This window comes from Parasphingopyxis lamellibrachiae (genome assembly GCF_003385775.1).
GTDB lineage: Bacteria > Pseudomonadota > Alphaproteobacteria > Sphingomonadales > Sphingomonadaceae > Parasphingopyxis > Parasphingopyxis lamellibrachiae.
This window is the reverse complement of record NZ_QRDP01000004.1, coordinates 1,285,706-1,302,531: the sequence shown is the minus strand read 5'-3', so window position 1 is coordinate 1,302,531 and position 16,826 is coordinate 1,285,706. Positions and strand designations below refer to the sequence as shown.

General features: G+C 61.0%; 19 protein-coding genes and 2 tRNA genes. 12 read left to right on the top strand and 9 right to left on the bottom strand.

Translation table 11 applies throughout. The features are described 5' to 3' along the window. Window positions 1-14 precede the first annotated feature (14 nt). The 5 genes from DFR46_RS14795 to DFR46_RS06475 all read left to right on the top strand — a co-directional run bounded on the left by DFR46_RS14795 (window position 15) and on the right by DFR46_RS06475 (window position 4,243). Window positions 15-152, top strand: coding sequence for a hypothetical protein (locus DFR46_RS14795; RefSeq protein WP_162843407.1), 138 nt, complete (start codon window positions 15-17; stop codon window positions 150-152). A gap of 13 nt (window positions 153-165) precedes the next feature. Further along, complete coding sequence (locus DFR46_RS06490) at window positions 166-1,158, top strand: hypothetical protein (RefSeq protein ID WP_116235702.1); 993 nt, start codon at window positions 166-168, stop codon at window positions 1,156-1,158. Further along, on the top strand, window positions 1,143-2,036 hold the full coding sequence (locus DFR46_RS06485) for a transposase (protein ID WP_116235701.1): 894 nt from the start codon (window positions 1,143-1,145) through the stop codon (window positions 2,034-2,036). Before DFR46_RS06490 ends, DFR46_RS06485 begins: the two co-directional genes overlap by 16 nt. 46 nt (window positions 2,037-2,082) lie before the next feature. Then, window positions 2,083-2,493 (top strand): winged helix-turn-helix domain-containing protein, encoded by a 411-nt coding sequence (locus DFR46_RS06480; protein ID WP_147297631.1) that lies wholly within the window; start codon window positions 2,083-2,085, stop codon window positions 2,491-2,493. A 121-nt stretch (window positions 2,494-2,614) separates the two neighbouring features. Then, on the top strand, window positions 2,615-4,243 hold the full coding sequence (locus DFR46_RS06475) for a TIR domain-containing protein (protein WP_116235699.1): 1,629 nt from the start codon (window positions 2,615-2,617) through the stop codon (window positions 4,241-4,243). Here the strand turns inward: DFR46_RS06475 and DFR46_RS06470 are convergent. From DFR46_RS06470 to DFR46_RS06455, 4 genes are all read right to left on the bottom strand, one after another. Further along, window positions 4,240-5,397, bottom strand: a complete 1,158-nt coding sequence (locus tag DFR46_RS06470; protein ID WP_116235698.1) for an aminotransferase — start codon at window positions 5,395-5,397, stop codon at window positions 4,240-4,242. The genes DFR46_RS06475 and DFR46_RS06470 overlap by 4 nt on opposite strands. Further along, on the bottom strand, window positions 5,394-6,440 hold the full coding sequence (locus tag DFR46_RS06465; RefSeq protein WP_116235697.1) for an AI-2E family transporter: 1,047 nt from the start codon (window positions 6,438-6,440) through the stop codon (window positions 5,394-5,396). The genes DFR46_RS06470 and DFR46_RS06465 overlap by 4 nt, the downstream gene beginning before the upstream one ends. A gap of 74 nt (window positions 6,441-6,514) precedes the next feature. Next, window positions 6,515-7,348: an S-formylglutathione hydrolase gene (gene fghA, locus DFR46_RS06460; RefSeq protein ID WP_116235696.1), complete on the bottom strand. Its 834-nt coding sequence runs from the start codon at window positions 7,346-7,348 to the stop codon at window positions 6,515-6,517. Between the two features lie 42 nt (window positions 7,349-7,390). Further along, window positions 7,391-8,299 carry an alpha/beta fold hydrolase gene (locus DFR46_RS06455; protein WP_116235695.1) on the bottom strand — a complete coding sequence of 303 codons (909 nt, stop codon included), beginning with the start codon at window positions 8,297-8,299 and terminating at the stop codon, window positions 7,391-7,393. 211 nt (window positions 8,300-8,510) lie between these two features. Here DFR46_RS06455 and DFR46_RS06450 point away from each other — a divergent pair, with 211 nt between their 5' ends. Further along, window positions 8,511-8,843 carry a PilZ domain-containing protein gene (locus tag DFR46_RS06450; protein ID WP_116235694.1) on the top strand — a complete coding sequence of 111 codons (333 nt, stop codon included), beginning with the start codon at window positions 8,511-8,513 and terminating at the stop codon, window positions 8,841-8,843. A gap of 10 nt (window positions 8,844-8,853) precedes the next feature. Here the strand turns inward: DFR46_RS06450 and DFR46_RS06445 are convergent, their stop codons facing one another. Next, entirely contained in the window at window positions 8,854-9,471 is a 618-nt protein-coding gene (locus DFR46_RS06445) for a DNA-3-methyladenine glycosylase family protein (protein ID WP_116235693.1), read from the bottom strand. Window positions 9,472-9,553: 82 nt separating this feature from the next. On the opposite strand from DFR46_RS06445, the gene DFR46_RS06440 reads away from it, so the two are divergent. Beyond that, the gene (locus tag DFR46_RS06440; protein ID WP_116235692.1) at window positions 9,554-9,871 is read left to right on the top strand and encodes a 2Fe-2S iron-sulfur cluster-binding protein; all 318 of its coding nucleotides are present in this window, start codon (window positions 9,554-9,556) and stop codon (window positions 9,869-9,871) included. A 14-nt stretch (window positions 9,872-9,885) separates the two neighbouring features. On the opposite strand, the gene DFR46_RS06435 is transcribed toward DFR46_RS06440, so the two are convergent. After that, complete coding sequence (locus DFR46_RS06435) at window positions 9,886-10,626, bottom strand: TrmH family RNA methyltransferase (RefSeq protein ID WP_116235691.1); 741 nt, start codon at window positions 10,624-10,626, stop codon at window positions 9,886-9,888. 377 nt (window positions 10,627-11,003) lie between these two features. Between DFR46_RS06435 and DFR46_RS06430 the strand changes: the two genes are divergently transcribed. Next, window positions 11,004-11,089 (top strand) — tRNA-Tyr (locus DFR46_RS06430). A gap of 46 nt (window positions 11,090-11,135) precedes the next feature. Here DFR46_RS06430 and DFR46_RS06425 read toward each other — a convergent pair. Next, window positions 11,136-11,720: a DUF4019 domain-containing protein gene (locus DFR46_RS06425; RefSeq protein ID WP_116235690.1), complete on the bottom strand. Its 585-nt coding sequence runs from the start codon at window positions 11,718-11,720 to the stop codon at window positions 11,136-11,138. Window positions 11,721-11,921: 201 nt separating this feature from the next. On the opposite strand from DFR46_RS06425, the gene DFR46_RS06420 reads away from it, so the two are divergent. Then, window positions 11,922-12,812 carry an alpha/beta fold hydrolase gene (locus DFR46_RS06420; RefSeq protein ID WP_116235689.1) on the top strand — a complete coding sequence of 297 codons (891 nt, stop codon included), beginning with the start codon at window positions 11,922-11,924 and terminating at the stop codon, window positions 12,810-12,812. Between the two features lie 4 nt (window positions 12,813-12,816). Here DFR46_RS06420 and DFR46_RS06415 read toward each other — a convergent pair whose 3' ends face one another. Then, entirely contained in the window at window positions 12,817-13,464 is a 648-nt protein-coding gene (locus DFR46_RS06415) for a TetR/AcrR family transcriptional regulator (protein WP_116235688.1), read from the bottom strand. Between the two features lie 128 nt (window positions 13,465-13,592). Here DFR46_RS06415 and DFR46_RS06410 point away from each other — a divergent pair. The 3 genes from DFR46_RS06410 to DFR46_RS06400 all read left to right on the top strand — a co-directional run bounded on the left by DFR46_RS06410 (window position 13,593) and on the right by DFR46_RS06400 (window position 15,899). Further along, window positions 13,593-13,666 (top strand) — tRNA-Gly (locus tag DFR46_RS06410). A gap of 48 nt (window positions 13,667-13,714) precedes the next feature. Further along, window positions 13,715-14,470 (top strand): alpha/beta fold hydrolase, encoded by a 756-nt coding sequence (locus DFR46_RS06405; protein ID WP_116235687.1) that lies wholly within the window; start codon window positions 13,715-13,717, stop codon window positions 14,468-14,470. A gap of 97 nt (window positions 14,471-14,567) precedes the next feature. Beyond that, the gene (locus DFR46_RS06400; RefSeq protein WP_116235686.1) at window positions 14,568-15,899 is read left to right on the top strand and encodes a methyltransferase family protein; all 1,332 of its coding nucleotides are present in this window, start codon (window positions 14,568-14,570) and stop codon (window positions 15,897-15,899) included. 107 nt (window positions 15,900-16,006) lie between these two features. Here the strand turns inward: DFR46_RS06400 and DFR46_RS06395 are convergent, their stop codons facing one another. Continuing rightward, entirely contained in the window at window positions 16,007-16,825 is an 819-nt protein-coding gene (locus DFR46_RS06395; protein WP_116235685.1) for an arylamine N-acetyltransferase family protein, read from the bottom strand. Window position 16,826 lies beyond the last annotated feature (1 nt).

Below are 16,826 nucleotides of genomic sequence, written 5' to 3'. Positions count from 1 at the left end.
AACAGGGGGGCGTCGTGGAAGATCGTGCAATCGATATTGAAGAACTGCCGGAGCTGGAGACCAGCGTTGCTGCGCATGGTTCGAACGTGCAGCAGGAGGTTGGCGGCGCCCAGTGCATCGCCATTCTGATCATCAACCCGCCCAGCAGCTGAACTGGCAACAGCGATGAAGCCGCGTGATGAATTTCGGGCCTGGCTCGACTGCGCAGACCTCGACAATACCGGACGGGAACGCACGGCGGCAGCGCGCCGCCGCCTTGAGGCATTCCCGCCGGTGGCGGCTTTCTTGCAGGCTGTAGAGGGGCTGGGAGAAGATGAATGTGGCACTATCGGCACGGCGATAGAAAAGCTGTTCGCGGACACGGACTGGGTGACCATGCTCACTCGGGACTGGATCGGGGAGGCGGGAAAAGACTGTTTCTTCGTGCCACCCTTTCGTCCCGCGTCGGGCGCTTTTCATGAAAGCGCCCTGCTGCTCGAACTGCCCGGTGTCACCATATCTCTGTGCGCCATCGACTCCGCCCGGCTGCGCGCATGCAAGCGTCAGAGACAGGAAAAGGGATCGGTCTTTTTCTCCGGCAGCCGCGCCTGGTTGAAATTTCTCGAACCGGGCGGCCTGCGCATGTCTTTTTGGGAAAAGCATGGCCGGAGCGACACAAATCCTGATGCAGGGACTCAATGTCTGCGCCTGGGTGATAAAGAGATTGCCCAGGCCGAACTGCTCTCCATCGATCTGGCACAGCGAAGCTTTGTGTTCGACCATGCCGATAGCCTTGTGCTCTTCCTATACGGGGAGCTGCGGGTTGGCGGTGCAGAACTGGCGCGGGAATATGAGGCCGACTCGGGCCAGTGTGTCGGCCGGAGCAGCGGCTCGGAGGCCTGGTCCCGGGTTCAGCTCATGGCGAGCTTTCTCTCCCGTTTCGGTGTGCCTAGCGCACCGGCCGTTTTTAATCGGGTGATAGCCGAAGCACCTTTTTACGTACGCTGGGATGTGATGCGGGAATGGGTTTCCCTGGATCCGGTCTCGGCATTGCCGCGATTGACCGAAATGGCGAGAAACGACCCGCATCATGAAATTCGGTTTGCCGCATGCCAGACCCTGGATCTGCTCCGGCGCCTCTCCGGCCCGAAAAGTCCGTCAGTATGCCAGTCGAGCTAAGCTGCCCCGATACCGATGCGATCGGTTTGGAAGAGTTTGTTGAGTCGGTCGACGCGGGCAATGTCGATCCCTGCGACGAGGCCTCGCTCGCTGCGTTTGCACCGCAGCTCGGCAGGCTGGCGAACAATCGCCGCTTTCTGGCCGAGTTCGTCATCCGGGAGCTCGAAAACCGCTGCGGCGAACAGGCGCGCCACAACCGTTACGGCATACAGGTTGTCATGCTCCATGCCGGCAAGGGGTATTTCGTGCGGGCAAATTTCTGGCCCTCGGAACGTGACAGCATCGTCCGGGCCAGCGGCCAGCACGCTTTTTTCTACAATCTCCCGCACGATCATAATTTCAGTTTCCTGACCGTCGGTTATGCGGGCCCCGGTTATTGGAGCGACTATTACGAATATGACTATGAGGACGTCGCCGGATATCCGGGCGAGGCCGTACCGCTGCGCTTCATCGAGCGCTCGCGGCTGGAACAGGGTCGGGTGCTGCTGTATCGCGCGCACCGGGACATTCATCGTCAGTTGCCGCCCGAAACCCTCTCTGTTTCGATCAATCTTATCGGATCGTCATCCAGATCCGGTTGGTCCGATCAATATCGTTTTGACCTTGAGGAGAAGAAGATTGCCGGCCTGCTCACAACCATGCCGAGCGCGATGGTGATGCGGGCGGCGCTTGCGACAGGCGGTGAGACGGGCCGGGCGCTTGTCGCGGATTTCGCCGGTCGCCATCCCAGCGATCATGTGCGGTTCGATGCCATTGTCGCACTTGTCGACGGTGCGGGCGATGCGGAGACCAAGCAGGACATGCTGGAACGGGGCGCCGGCGATCCCAGCGGGCAGCTTGCCGGTCTTTGTCGCAACTGGCTGAACCGCTCCGACTGAATGTTACGGGCTGAACCGGGTGTCCGGCATCGCAGGTCTGTCGAATATGGCCATAGTGCATCTGGCTCTTTCGGTCTTGTGCGGGCAGGTTTCGGCGATGGATGTCGCCCGTTTCGAATTTGGCTTTGATCGTCTTCGTATCAATCTTCTTCACCGCCGGGTTCGCTATGACGGGAAGCCGATCTCTCTCTGTACGCGCGAGCTGGATTTACTCGTGCACCTTGTCTTGCGATGTCCGGTCATCGTTTCGCGGGCGGAACTGCTGCGCCATGTCTGCAAGCTCTCCATCGATCCGGGGACCAATGTGATCGATGTGCATCTCTGCCGGCTGCGCTCGAAACTGAGGGAAGTGGGCGCGGCGCGTCTGATCGAAACGGTCCGGGGGGAGGGGTATCGCCTGGCGATTTCCCATGTGGACTGCCGCTCAATCCATCGCTCCCTGCCCGGCAAAGTGTAACATTGCCGTCGAGAGAGCGGTTGCCTAGTGTAATCGTATCGGTCCATATGCCGAAGAAATCGGGATATGCGGTGGTAGCAGGGGGTTAGCATCGGCCGATTGCAGGATTTTGGGGGCGGGAATGGGCGCTGAAGGCGCGGACACGAGCGGTCAAAGGCGCCCTGTAGCCTTTATCAGTCATCACAGTTCCCAGGTCGAAACCGCCCGCCAGCTCAAAAAGGTATTGGGCAGCAACGGCGTGGATGGCTGGATGGCGCCCGACGATATCGATCCGGGTCGGCCGTTCGATCAGGCGATTATCGAACAGGTGCGTCGGTCCGACCTGATCATTCTCTTGTTCTGTTCGCGGTCCGATCAGTCGCGCCACGTGAAGCGAGAGCTGATGATGGCGGAAAATGGCGACAAGCTTATCTTTCCCGTCCGACTTGAGAATATCGATGCGGAAGGCCTGGCTTATTGGCTGAACGACTATCAGTGGATCGACTGGTTCGACCGGCGCGACGATACGATCCAGCGGATGATCGATACGATCAAGCGGATCGTTGCGATGAGTGTGGCCAAGGAGCAGGCGGGCGAACCTGTCGCTTCTGCAATTGTACCGCCGCCTGAGGAAAGCGCCGTCGCTTCGCCTCCTGCGGTGCCGCCGGTCCCGCCAGAAGAGACGGAAAGTGAAAAGGAATCCGAGACCGAGCCGGTTGCCGCCGACATCGGCGTGCCGTCTGTAGTGCCGCCGACTCCACCCGCCGAGCAGTCGCCGGCACAGGCGACTGCAAAGTTGCCCGAGCCGCCCGACACCCCGGATCAGCCAAGCCCGTTAAAGGTGGCACCCGTTGCATCGGGGCGCGCCGCGCCCGGGGACGGGGAAGCCGGAGGCAACCCGCCGAACCGGAAGACGATGATGGTTATCGGGGCGGCAGTGCTGGCGATAGTCGTGATTCTCTTGCTATTCTTTTTCCTGTCCGGTGGAGAATCCGGTGAGGAAGCTGAGAATAGCGTCCTTTCGCCAAGCGTGGATTGCGCCAATACCGATCTGGCCAGCCATGGCATCATTTGCGCCAGCGAAGCGCTGCGCAGTCGCGAAAGCGAATTATCGGATCTCTATGAGGCCGTTTTGACGCAGGCCGATGGTCAGCAGCGGATTGCCCTGCAACAAGGTTATGCCGCCTACCAGGCGCGGCGTGACGAATGCCGGACGGCGGCTTGCGTCGCCACCGTCTATGATGCCCGGGAAGGGGAACTCGGTCAGTATGATCTGCCTGTGGAGGCCGACCCGGACCCCGCCGCAGAGGAAGACCAGTCGGAAGAAGCAGCCCCGGAGATGCAGGTGCCCGAGAGCCCCGGCGAGACGGCACCGGCAGAACGCACACCGGCAGCCGAGCGGCCGACCACGCCGGTTGAGACACGGCCGGCCGAGACGCGGCCTGCTGCGCAACCCGATCCGCCCCGCACAACCAGGACCACGCCTCCCGAGCCGATCGGAAATCCGGGAAACTGGGTTCGCGCGAGCGACTATCCGGCGAATATCCTGCGTAACGGCGAGGAAGGTACGTCGCGCTTTCAGGTGCGGGTCGGCGCAAACGGTGTGCCGACCGCCTGTTTCACGATCGGGTCGAGCGGTCATTTCCAGCTCGATGCCAGGGCCTGCAACATGGTGATGAGCCGGGGACGCTTCCGGCCGGGACGCGATGCTTCGGGTAATCCCGTGGCCGGGCTCTATTCGGGCAGCTATCGCTGGCGCGCGCCGCGCTAGGCAAATAATTGGTGGGCAGCCGCCAGCTTTTCGGCCGCGCTATCCAGCACATCGTCGCTTTTCGCGAAGCACAGGCGGACGATGTTGGTGACCGGCTCTGTTTCGAAAAAGGGCGATATCGGGATCACCGCGACGCCGGCTTCTTCGACCAGCCGGATCGCAAAATCCCGGTCGGTCATGACGAGGCCGGACCGTGTAAGGTCGATCGAGAGGAAATAGGTCGCCATACCGGGCAGCACGGCATAGCCGCCGGCGGACAAGGCGTCGGTGAGCCGGTCCCGCGAAGCCTGATACCCGGCGCGCATGGCCGTGAAATAGGTCATGTCCTTGCCGAGTCCGTAGGCGACGGCGGCCTGCAGATTCGGTGGGGTCGTGAAGGTCAGGAACTGGTGGGCCTTGGCGATGGCCGCGGAGAGCGGTGCAGCCGCAATGACCCAGCCGACCTTCCAGCCGGTGAGCGAAAAGATCTTGCCGGCCGAGCCGATCTTCACGGTTCGCTCCCTCATTCCCGGCATGGTCAGGAGCGAGCGGTGCGTATGGCCGTCAAAGACGATATGCTCCCATACTTCGTCGCAGATCGCGATCAGGTCATGCCTGACGCAGAAATCGGCGAGTAGGGCGAGTTCTTCATCGCCGAGCATGGTCGCGGCCGGGTTGAGCGGGCTGTTGAGGATGATGAAGCGGGTCTTGTCGCCAACCGCCGCTTCGAGCATTCCGGCGGCGATCGACCAGTCAGGCGGGTGTGTGGTTACGAAGCGCGGTACGCCGCCTGCCTGCCGTACAAGCGGTGCATAGGCATCATAGGCAGGCTGGATCAGTATCACTTCGTCGCCGGGGGTGACGAGGCCCAGGATCGAAGCGGCCAGTGCCTCAGTTGCGCCGGATGTGACGAGAGTTTCGCTTTGGTCGTCGAGATCCAGCCCCTGATGCGCGGCATAGTGGCTGGCGATAGCGGCCCTGAGTTCGGCTATACCCCGCATGGGTGGATACTGGTTCCAGCCTGAGAGCACCGCCTCCGCTGCGACTTGCCGCACATCGTCCGGCCCCTCGGAATCGGGAAACCCTTGTCCGAGATTGATCGCCCCGCTCGCCCTGGCCCGGCTCGACATCTCTTCGAAAATGGTCGTCGGCAGTGCGCTCAAAACCGGGTTCATTCGGCCGAAGCGCCCCCTGCCGGCCTTTTCGGTTCCTTCTGCAACACCTGTTCGATGTAGACGCGCTGGACCAGAACAAAACCGACCACGGTAAGCGGAGCGGAGAGGAGGATGCCCACTATGCCGAACAGGCTGCCCGCCGCCACGACCGCAAAAAGCAAGACGGCCGGGGAAAGGTCGACCGAGCGTTTCTGGATGATCGGCTGGAGGATATTGCCCTGCAATTGCTGGATCAGGACATAAACGCCGAGCGTCCATGCTGCCGTAACCGGGCTGACGCTAAAGGCGACGAGGACCGCCGGGATGCCGGCGAAAACCGGGCCGATGAACGGAATGAAATCGAGCAGGGCCGCGATGATCGCAAGGGCCGCCGCGGAAGGTACGCCGATAATTTTCAAGGCAACATAGATCAGGATGCCGACAATGAACGAGGACAGGATCTGCGCTCTCAGCCACAGCCCGAGCGCGCGGCCGATATCGTCGCAGGTCTTGCGGGCCAGTGCTTCGCGCTCTTTCGGGATCAGCCGTAACAGGCCTTCGCGATAGAGCTCGGGCTGGGCGGCGAAGAAGATCGCTCCGGCGAGAACGAGGATGACATTGGTCACGGCCCCGCCGGCCGACACCGCAAAACTGCCTGCGCGCCTCGACAGGCCGGAAATCTGCGCCATGATATCGCGGCTGGCCTGCCGCACATCATAGTCGATGCCCCAGCTGTCAAAAGCGACCTGGGTCGCATCGATTGCTTCGGGTATCCTGACGGCCAGGGCCGCGAACTGGGTGATGATAAGCCCGCCAAAGACCCAGGCCACCGAACCCAGCAGCGCGAAAAGAGCGAGCACGGCCAGCGTAACCGACAATCCCTGGGGGAGGCCGAAACGCATGAACTGGCGCGCAATGGCGCGAAGGATGACCGCGACGACGAGCGAGGCGAATATCAGGAGCAGAAGATTGCCCAGCGCCAGGATGACCGCAGCCAGCGCCACGATAGCCAGCACGGCGAAGCAGCGCCTTACAAAGCTGTTATGCGATGCCTGATCGTCCATGATTTACCTCTCTCGCCTCCGCGTCGCTTTATCGGCGCGATTTTGCCCGCGGGCAAGCATTTGGCGATACCGTTTCAGCCGAGCCGTTGGGCATGCCAGCGCAAATGCGCGTCCATGAAGGTAGAGATGAAATAATAGCTGTGATCGTAGCCAGTGCGAAGAGTCAGCGTGAGCGGAATATCGGCCTTTGCGCAGGCTTCTCCCAGCAGATGCGGTTTGAGCTGTTCGTCGAGAAAATTGTCGGCCTCGCCCTGATCGACGAGAATCCCCGAAATCCGCGCGCCGTCTTCGATCAGCGCGCAGGCGTCATAGGCCCGCCAGGTCGAGCGATCGGTACCGAGATATCCGGTCAGCGCCTTATGGCCCCAGGGGCAATTGAGTGGCGATACTATGGGTGCAAAGGCTGACACGCTGCGAAAGCGATCGGGGTTACGCAATGCGATAGTGAGCGCGCCATGCCCGCCCATCGAATGCCCGGTGATGGATTGGCGCTCCATGTCGGCCACCGGAAATTCCTTGGCGATAAGCGCTGGCAGTTCTGTTTCGATATAGCTGCGCATCCGGAAGTTCCTGGCCCAGGGCTCTTCGGTCGCATCGACATAAAAGCCCGCGCCCTGGCCAAAATCATAGGCTTCTTCATCGGGAACATTATCGCCGCGCGGCGATGTGTCGGGCGCGACAAAGATCAAACCGAGCTCCGCACAAGTGCGCCGGAACTCGCCTTTGTCGGTGACGTTCGCATGGGTGCAGGTCAGCCCCGACAGATACCAGACAACCGGCAGTTTCGCCCCTTCATCATGATCGGGAACGAACACGGAAAACCGCATCTGCGTTCCGGTTTCCTCGCTGTCATGCGTGTATATGCCTTGGGTGCCGCCAAAGGCCCTATGGGTCGAATCTGTTTCCATGATCGCGATGTATCATTCTTTGATCCGCGCGCGATAGACTGTTCAGCCGGAGAGCAACGCCCGCATCGCCGCCACCAGGGCCAGGGGCTGATCGACCATTATATGATGTCCGCTATCGGGAATCGCGACGAACGGCGTGCCCGTCGGCATGATCTCGTGCAGATGGGTCAAGGCTTCTTCATCCATCAGTGCCGAGCGTTCGCCATAGAGAACGGCCATCGGGCAATGCGCCTCCCTCACCATTTCGGCAATTTCGAGATGTTTGGTGCTGCCAAATCCGTTGGGATCGAGCGACCAGCTCCAGCGCCCCGGTTCGATCTCGACAATTCCGTCGCGCGCGATCATGTCGGCGACATAGTGATTGTCGCACGATTGCGGGGGCAGAAAGCGGAACCGGGCCAGACCTTCCTCCAAACTGTCGAAATATCGTCGCTCGCGCCGCGCAGGGCCGTGCTGGTCCGGCGAATGGCGCATTTGAAGCGAGGAGTCGATGATGAAGGCGCGCCCGACCCAGCCCGAAGGATCGGCAGCTGCCGCCGCAGTGGGTGCGCTGCCGAAACTGTGTCCCGCGACGACCGGTTTGCCGGCCGCAAAAAGCCCGACCGCCTCGGCAACGGTTCGCATGTCCTCGGCATGGCCTGCGATCGAATATTCATCCTTCCAGCCCGAATTTCCCATGCCCGCCATCGACATTGCGGCGACCCGATAGGTATCGGCAAAGAAGGGCGCGATATGCGCCCACCAAAGCCCATGGGCCCCGCCGCCATGCAGCAGGAACAATCCCGGTTTGCCCTCATTGCCCCAGGTGAAGCATTCGATAGCGGCGCCGTTGCTCTCCACCTCGTGGCGTTCTGGCCTGTGAGTCAGCGCTTGGGTGAACCAGTCCGGCGCATCGGGTTTGGCGCCTTTGTAGGAAGCGAGAACATTGGCGGGAGGCGGCGAAGCGTTCATGGCAGCTATCGAGCATGACTTTACGCTAACGTCAACTGCGAAAGAGCGGCAAAGGCTCCATTGTCCATTAACCTTTCCGGCGCTGGTACGAATGCCGCGTGATGCGCGATATCCGCCAGCGGACTGCAAATTAGCTCGATGTTAACCGCGTCGTTCAATTCAATGTTCACGAACTTGGCCGATACCCGGATGAACGAGAGAAGGGATATCGATGTCCATCACCGCTCAATTGCTGACCAGGGTCGACGATACCGTCGAACGCCGATTGTGTTCGCGCACGCCGGTGGCAGTGCAGGCCGGATTCCGCAAATCTGGCCTGGACGCGGCCAGGGCGGATATCAGCAACCTTTCGAGGACGGGATGCAAGGTCGATAGTGCGATCAACCTACGCGCAAAAATGCAGGTCTGGATCAAATTGCCGGGGCTCCAGGCGATGCCGGCAACGGTGATCTGGGTGAATGGTTTCGAGGCCGGGTGCGAATTTTCGGCTCCCTTTTACGAGCCGGTGCTCGACAATTTTCTGAGCCGTCACAAGACTGCGTAAAAAACGGTCTCTAGATGACTTGCGTATTGTAGGAATGCCAGGCGAAAATAGCTGCCGTGCCGCGATGCGGCCGCCATGCTTCCGCCGTCTCGCGAATATCCTGCTCGCTGGGTCGTTCCGCTTGTCCCAAAATCTTCCCCGTTTCTATTCGCACGGCGAGATCGCCGGCGGGCCAGATGTCCGGGCGCCCTTCGGCGAACAGCAAATAGACTTCGGCGGACCAGCGGCCGATGCCTTTTACAGCAGTTAGGGCCGCGATGGCTTCTTCATCGTCCTCCGGAAGCGCGTCGAGGTCGAGAGCGCCCGATACAACCCGTTCCGCCAGGCTGCGTGCATATCCGCTTTTCTGCCGGCTCATGCCGGCACCGCGCAGTTCTTCGTCGCTTGCCGTGATGAAATTTTCCGGATCGGATGCATCGCCGAGCGCATCGGAAAGCTTACGCCAAACGGCATCGGCGGAGGCAACGCTAACCTGCTGACCAAGAATGGTGCGCAACAATGTTTGATAACCGCGATCCCGGATGCGGGGCGGTGGGTAGCCGATTTCGCCGAGGCGTTTGCCGAAGGCGGGTTCAATCATCGCCAGAGCATCCATCGACTTTTGCAGCTGTTCTTCGCCAATTCCCACTTATACGGCCCTTGATTTCATCTGCGGGCCATCACATAGCCGCGCCGCAGCATTTGTCGAACCTGCCCAAAAGGAACTGTTCATGCCCAAGCTTATTGTCGTCAATCGCGATGGCGAAGAAACCACCGTCGATGCGGATAACGGCCTCACCGTGATGGAAGTAATCCGTGACAATGGCTTTGACGAGCTCCTTGCTCTGTGTGGAGGATGTTGTTCCTGCGCGACCTGCCATGTGCATGTCGATCCGGAATTTGCGGCCAAACTTCCCGAGATGGACGAAGACGAGAATGATCTTCTCGACAGTTCCGACCATCGCAATGAAAGATCGCGCCTTTCCTGCCAGATTCCGTTCGAAGACGAACTGGACGGCCTGAAAGTCACGATCGCGCAGGAAGACTGAACCCGGCCTTCGGTCTATTCGCTGGTCGCCGCGGCATAGAGCGCGATTGCAGCGGCGTTCGAAACATTCAGGCTCTCGATCTTGTCGCTGATCGGCAGGCGAGCAACGGCGTCGCAATGGCTTGCGGTGTTCGGGCGCATCCCGGCACCCTCCGCGCCAAGAACCAGCGCAATCCGCTTGCTTCCCAAAGCATCGGACAGGGTGAGTTCGCCTTCGCCGGCAAGGCCGATTCGCCAGAATCCCGCATCGGCAATCTGATCCAGTGCCCGGGCGAGATTGACGACCCGGCACCAGGGCAGTGTTTCCAGCGCCCCGGACGCGGATTTGGCCAGTACTCCTGATTCGGGCGGTGCGTGCCGGTCCTGCGTAACCAGGCCCAGTGCGTTGAAGGCGAGGGCGGAGCGCATGATTGCGCCGGCATTGTGGGGATCGGTCACCTGATCGAGAACCACCAGGGGGCGGCCATCCTCGGCACCCGCGAGCAGATCCTCCATTCCGATATCATCAAGGGGCTCGACTTCGATCACCAGTCCCTGATGCGGCGCATCCTGCGGCACGAGGCGGCCGAGATCGGCAACTCCCGCCATTTCGATCTGCAGGCCGGAGGGAATATCGACACCGGCTATCCCTTCATGCGTCGCCCAGAGTTTGCGAATCGTCCGTGCCGGATTGTCCAGTGCAGCAAGCACGGCGTGACGCCCCCAGAAGCGTGGTGCGCGGCTCTCGCGCTGTTTTGCCTTGCGTCTCTTTGCCATAGGGCCGTGCTTTCTGGGGTCAGGCTCCATTGGCTGCGCGGAGCGTGGTTTGAAGCGCTTGGCCTTGGCGGGAGGAAGGAAAGCGCGGCGATAGCCGTGCTATTGCAAGTTTTTCCGACGAAGCACAGAGGCGAAGCGATCAAATCCCGAAGGGACGGCGAAATGACATCGATCTCAAGCAAAAAATCGCCCTTTAAAAGGCAGTCAGCCTTCCCGCCGGGCAGTTTCACTCGATATCTTCGTCATTTCGCCGCCACGCCCGTGCAGCCAATGGAGCCTGACCCAGGTAACCGGCGTTGACAGGCAAGCGGTGTTTCGCCATTGAGCCGCCCTTCACCGCGTTAGTTGCATGGCTATTGCCGGTGTTTGATCCCGATGGACGGGTGGCCGAGTGGTTAAAGGCAGCAGACTGTAAATCTGCCCGCGTAAGCGTACGCTGGTTCGAATCCAGCCCCGTCCACCATTCTCGAAAATCGATGTGCTCAGGCGGTCCGAAGATGTCTTCGGACTCAGCGATTGATAACAGGCGCGCGGGGCCGGTACCGGCGTTCGTCCGATTCCGTCATGATTACAGAGGTCTCGCCAAAGGGGCGGTTTAGGAGCGTCCCTCCGCCGAAATACCATTGGCCGCCCCTGAGCGCCATGGCGACATATTCAGGCTGTGGCGGCGCGGCATTTTCATATTCGGTTGCGAGGGTGAAAAGCACATATTCTATGCCGGGGCGGTAGCAATGGCCCTGTTCAGAACAGGGCAGCTGCTCCGCGGTAACTTCCGCCTGGCCCAGGATAGCGTATGAAATCAACGCGCCGTTGGTGCGCCGCGCGTTCCTCATCACCCGATTCCAGAGGCCGCGTGGACGCCACCGGCGGATACGGGAATGGGTGAGCCGCCATTGTTCCGCATAATCACCGGCCCGATATGATTCGATCCAGGCAGCCAGCGCTTCGCGCGCATTTGCGACACTGGCTGACGGTGCCCCCTCCGGCAGCTGTGATTGGTTTGCAGCGGGGGAGGCCATTTCCGTGCCCGGTGCGCCCAGGAGAAAGAGGCAGGCGATGCCCGTTCCGTGCGAGATGCGGTGCAAGATGCTCATGACTGGCAATATCTCCCCCTGCGGAGCGTTATCGGTATTCGCGCCTGTCCTCTCAAACCCCATGCGACAAAGTTGCGATTCGGCTCGACAAAAAGCCCCACTTGGGAGGGGGTGAACGGCGCGCCATGCCGGGCACGCGGCATTTCGGGCGCGACAAACGACATTTTTTTCCTATAAACTGCGTTCCGGGGAGACAGGACAATGCAGCTTACCGCCAACGGTATCAGCCTTGAAGTGGAAGATCATGGGGACAGAAATGATCCCGCGCTCCTGCTGATAATGGGTTTTTCGGGTCAGCTTTCCCTCTGGCCCGACGCCTTTGTCGACGGGCTTGTCGATCGCGGGTTTCGCGTCATTCGTTTCGACAATCGCGATATCGGGCTCTCGGACAAGCTGCATGGCGTGAAAGCGCCGCATCCGATCTGGCAGCTTCTGGTCAAGCGCTTTTTTCCGGGTCGCCGGCTGGCGCCGTACCGGCTTACCGACATGGCGGCCGATGCGGTTGGGGTGCTCGATGCGCTGGAGATAGCGCGCGCGCATGTTCTGGGCGTTTCGATGGGCGGGATGATCTCGCAAATCCTCGCCGCCGACTATCCCGAACGGGTTTCGACGCTGATGCCGGTGATGACCTCGACCAATGCGCCTGGGCTTCCCGGCCCCGATAGCGAGGTCAGGAAAGCCCTGATAAAGGCGGCGCGCAACAGGCCGGAGACAGCCGAAGAGGCTTTGGAATCCGGCATGAATTTCTTCACCGTGATCGGTTCGCCGGGCGGGGAGGAAAGGCGCGCCGAGATCGAAGAGCTGATCCGCAAGAATGTCGAGCGCAGCTTTTATCCCGAAGGCCCCTCGCGCCAGATGGCGGCAATCATCGATACCGGGAACCTGAGGCCATGGGCGTCGCGGGTGCAGGCGGATACCGTGGTGATTCACGGCGCGGACGATCCTCTTATTCCTTATGCGTGCGGCGAGGATGTCGCGGCCCATATCGACGGCGCCCGCTTCGCATTGATCGACGGCATGGGGCATGACCTGCCGCAGGACAAACATGCACAGCTTACCGATACTGTCGCGGAGCATTGCCTGGGGCGTTGAGGCGCTATTCGCTGCGATAGACGCGCAGGAAGATATTGATCCCGCGGCGAACATGGCTCCTGATTTCGTCCCGGCTCGTCATTTTGGCGACGCCGAACCGGGCTTCGATATCCTTGAAACCCCTCCACAGGGAGAGGAGATCCTCTGCGGCCCGTTGGGGCTCGTCCAGCGTCAGGTCGCCGCGTGCTTGGGCGGCTTCCAGAATGGCTGTCAATTCGCTGCGCATCGTGCCCGGACCGGCATCGAAAAACCGTCTGGTCGCTTCGGGATGGCGCTGTTTGCCGATGGCGAGCATCGAATCGAAATAGAAATGCTGCTCCTCAAGCAGAAAGCCCATCAGGGTGCAGCCGAAATTTGCGAGCTGTGCCTCCAGCGTCGCGGCATCCCGATTGGCCTTGCTGATGATTTCGGTCATATGCCGGGCCTGACGACGGACCAGGGCTTCCAGCAGACCGATTTTGTCGCCGAAGCGATTGTATATGGTGACCTTCGAGACACCGGCCTGCTCGGCGATGCCTTCTATCGAGGCCGCGCCAAAGCCATGACGGAAAAACACGGCTCTCGCCGCGTCGAGAATGGCCTCTGTCTTGCGTTCATCGGTTGGTCGTCCCGCACGCAGCGGCGCGGTAACCCTGGTGTCTTCATGGTTCATCACGGGCAGTCTTGCACATGTTATGGCCTAACGTCACCTGTAATCCCCACGTTAATGATAGGGGCAATACGCAGCCGGATATTGCATATGGTGTAGCAACCGCCTAACTCCCGCCTCGCGCGTGGCGAGCGGGTATAGCTCAATGGTAGAGCACTAGCCTTCCAAGCTTGTGATGCGGGTTCGATCCCCGCTACCCGCTCCAGCGTTTTCCAGTTCGACGCGTGTGCAATTCTGGGCTATCCCATGCGCGATGGGAACCACCAAGATTTTTGTGCACGGCGTGCCGGATACGCCGGCGATCTGGGGGCCGCTTGTCGCGGCGCTGGGCGAACTGGATGGTCCGGTCCGATGCCCAGCATTGCCCGGCTTTGTAGACGCCGCGCCGGACGGATTTCCGGCGACCAAGGAAGCCTATACCGACTGGCTGATCGACTATATTCGCGCTGCCCATGCCGAGGCCGGACCGGTCGACCTGATCGGGCATGACTGGGGCGCGGTACTCGTGCTGCGCGCGGCGAGCCTCGTGCCCGAACTGGTCCGCTCCTGGATCGTCAGCGACGCGATGATCGACCCGGATTATCGTGGCCATCCGATGGCGCGCAAATGGAATACGCCGCTGGTCGGCGAACTGGTCATGGCGCTCGCCCGGCCGGCTGCTCTTGCCAAGGGGCTGGCCGGGGCCGGCATTCCCGCCGATATCGCGGCGCATGACGCCGAAACCTGGACGCGCGGCAAGAAGCGGGCGATCCTCAAACTCTATCGCAGCGCAGACGGCCTGCGCTTTACCGGCGACTGGATCGAGCGACTGGCCGATATGCCGAAACAGGGGATTGTCGTCTGGGGCGAGACCGATCCCTATGTCGAGCTGCATTATGCGGAAGCTTTTGCCGAACGCTGGGCGGTGCCGCTGCACATTGAGCGCGGCGCCGGGCACTGGGCGATTGCCGAGCGAGCGGACAGCATCGCCGCCCGGATCGCGACATTCTGGGCGGATATTCCGGCCTGACTGGCTGAAAACCGGGATGTGAAGCAGGTTTTTCGCCGCTTCGCCCCATCGCCGATCTTCATCTAATACTTACCATTATTCCCTAGATTTGCGCCCTATGAACGTGCACCGCGATATCGCGCCGTCCGCCGGGGCCGCGCATGCCGATCCGCGGCCGCCCTCGGCGGTCTCCAGCGGTGTCGGCTTTGCCGGGCTTTTCGGCCTGTTGACGGCGATCGTTGTCGGGCGGATGACGGGCGCTAACGGCCCGGTTTCCTCGATGCTCGCCGTTATCGCCTGCGGCCTGCCGATGGTGCTCTGGACGGTGTTCGTCGACAGGGCCTGGAAGAATGAAAGCACGGGTTTGGACTGGTCGCGCAGTCTGAAATCGCATGACGAGACCCGCGAGATCAGCATCGCCAAGCTGGCCGGCCTCTGGGCGACCTGGGCGATCATCGCCGCCATCTATTGCATCGCGCGCTATTACTGGGACGGGCAGTATCTGTTTGCGATGCGGATGCTGGCCTGGTCCGCGCCTGTGCTGTTCTTCGTCTCCATCCCCTATATTTTCTGGATCGACCGGCGACTGAGAGAGCCGAAGGACGGCGCCTATATGCTTGGCGCCTGGTTAATGGGCGAGCGCGCCGGTATCGACCGGGAAAAGCTGGTCGGCCATTTCCGCAGCTGGGCCGTGAAGGGCTTTTTCACCGCTTTCATGATCTCCATCGTACCGGGCAACTGGTTCGAGGTGCTCAGCTGGACCAATGCGCAGATCACATCCGATCCCGTTGCGATGAGCCGCTTCCTGATCGGCTTCCTGTTTCTGGTGGATGTCGCCTTTGCCACGGTCGGCTATGTGCTGACCCTGCGCCCGCTCGATGCGCATATCCGTTCCGCCAACCCCTATGCGCAGGGCTGGGTCGCGGCGTTGATCTGTTACCCGCCTTTCATCCTGATGAGCCCGGGCGGTCCGCTCGATTACAGCCAGAACACGGCCGACTGGAGCTATTGGCTGCAGGGCGCACCCGCCGTGATGCTGGGGATCTATGGCGGCGTGCTGGTGCTGCTCACGGCGATCTACAGCTGGGCGACGGTCGCTTTCGGCATCCGCTTTTCCAACCTCACCCACCGGGGCATCCTCACCCACGGCCCCTATCGCTGGACGCGCCACCCCGCCTATGTCTCCAAGAACCTCTTCTGGTGGCTGGCGACCTTGCCGTTCATTGTGACCAGCGGAAATCCGGTCGACATGATCCGCAACACAGTCATCCTGGGGCTTGTCAGCGGCGTCTATTACTGGCGCGCCAAGACCGAGGAACGCCACCTGATGGCCGACTCCGCCTATCGCGACTATTTCGACTGGATGGAGCGAAATGCGCCCGTGCCGAGGCTGTTTGCATGGGCGACGGGGCGGCAGAGCAAACCGGGTGAGATGGTGCCTACGGGATAGGCATTAGGCCAGGCCAATGGGGAAGATGGCGCTAAAAGGAAGGCTTGCAGCGCTGCGACTGCATATTTCGTACCGATGCGCGGCTTGCGAAAATCGTGGAACGGTGTTCAGCCCGGCGCTGTACCCTTCATAGCCCATAACCGGGCAATGTCTTCGCGGGGCATCGGTATCCCGAAAGTCTGCGAAAGCAGAGTTTCCAGATCTTCCGGCGCCTCGAGCGTGCACATAGTCAAGCCGTTTTCGTTAAGCGTCTCGTGGACCGGCAGCGTGAGCATCTCTAATCGTCCCTTCCGATAGCCGTTGACGACGAGAGTGCGGCGGAAGGGCGAATCCGGGTGCGACTGCTGCCATTGGTTTCGCGCCTCCAATAAGGAAATGTCGGTAATGCCGGGCGCAAAATCGAACGACGGCGGCATCACGCCTTCATGGCCGTGAAACCGCCACCAGATTGAGTCGATCTTTTCCAACCGAAAATGGGCGGGGCCTTGTGCGAACGACCCCTCCGTGAGCTTGGCCGGCTCAATCAGGCCTTTGCCGAATCCAGCATCAGCAACATAGACCCTGTCCAGCTGGACAAGCATCACCAAGTGATTGCCGATCATCTCGTCGCCTCTGGCGGCCCGGTTGACTGCCCCTGCGAGCCATGTGACCTGAAATCCGATGGCCTCGAGCATCCAGCCCATCAGACCGTTCATTTCATAACACCAGCCGCCACGTTTCCGGTCGACGATCTTCTCGAACGCGTCGACAGGATCGCGGGTCAACGGACGGCCGAGCGCGACATCGATATTCTCCCAGACAATATTCTCGACATGACCCCGGTGGACGGCCGTCAACGTGGCGAGGTCGGTTTTCGGCATACCCGTAAATCCTATCGTGTCGAGATAGGCGGAAAGCTGCGTGGCCGTCGGCGATACGGCGCTCATG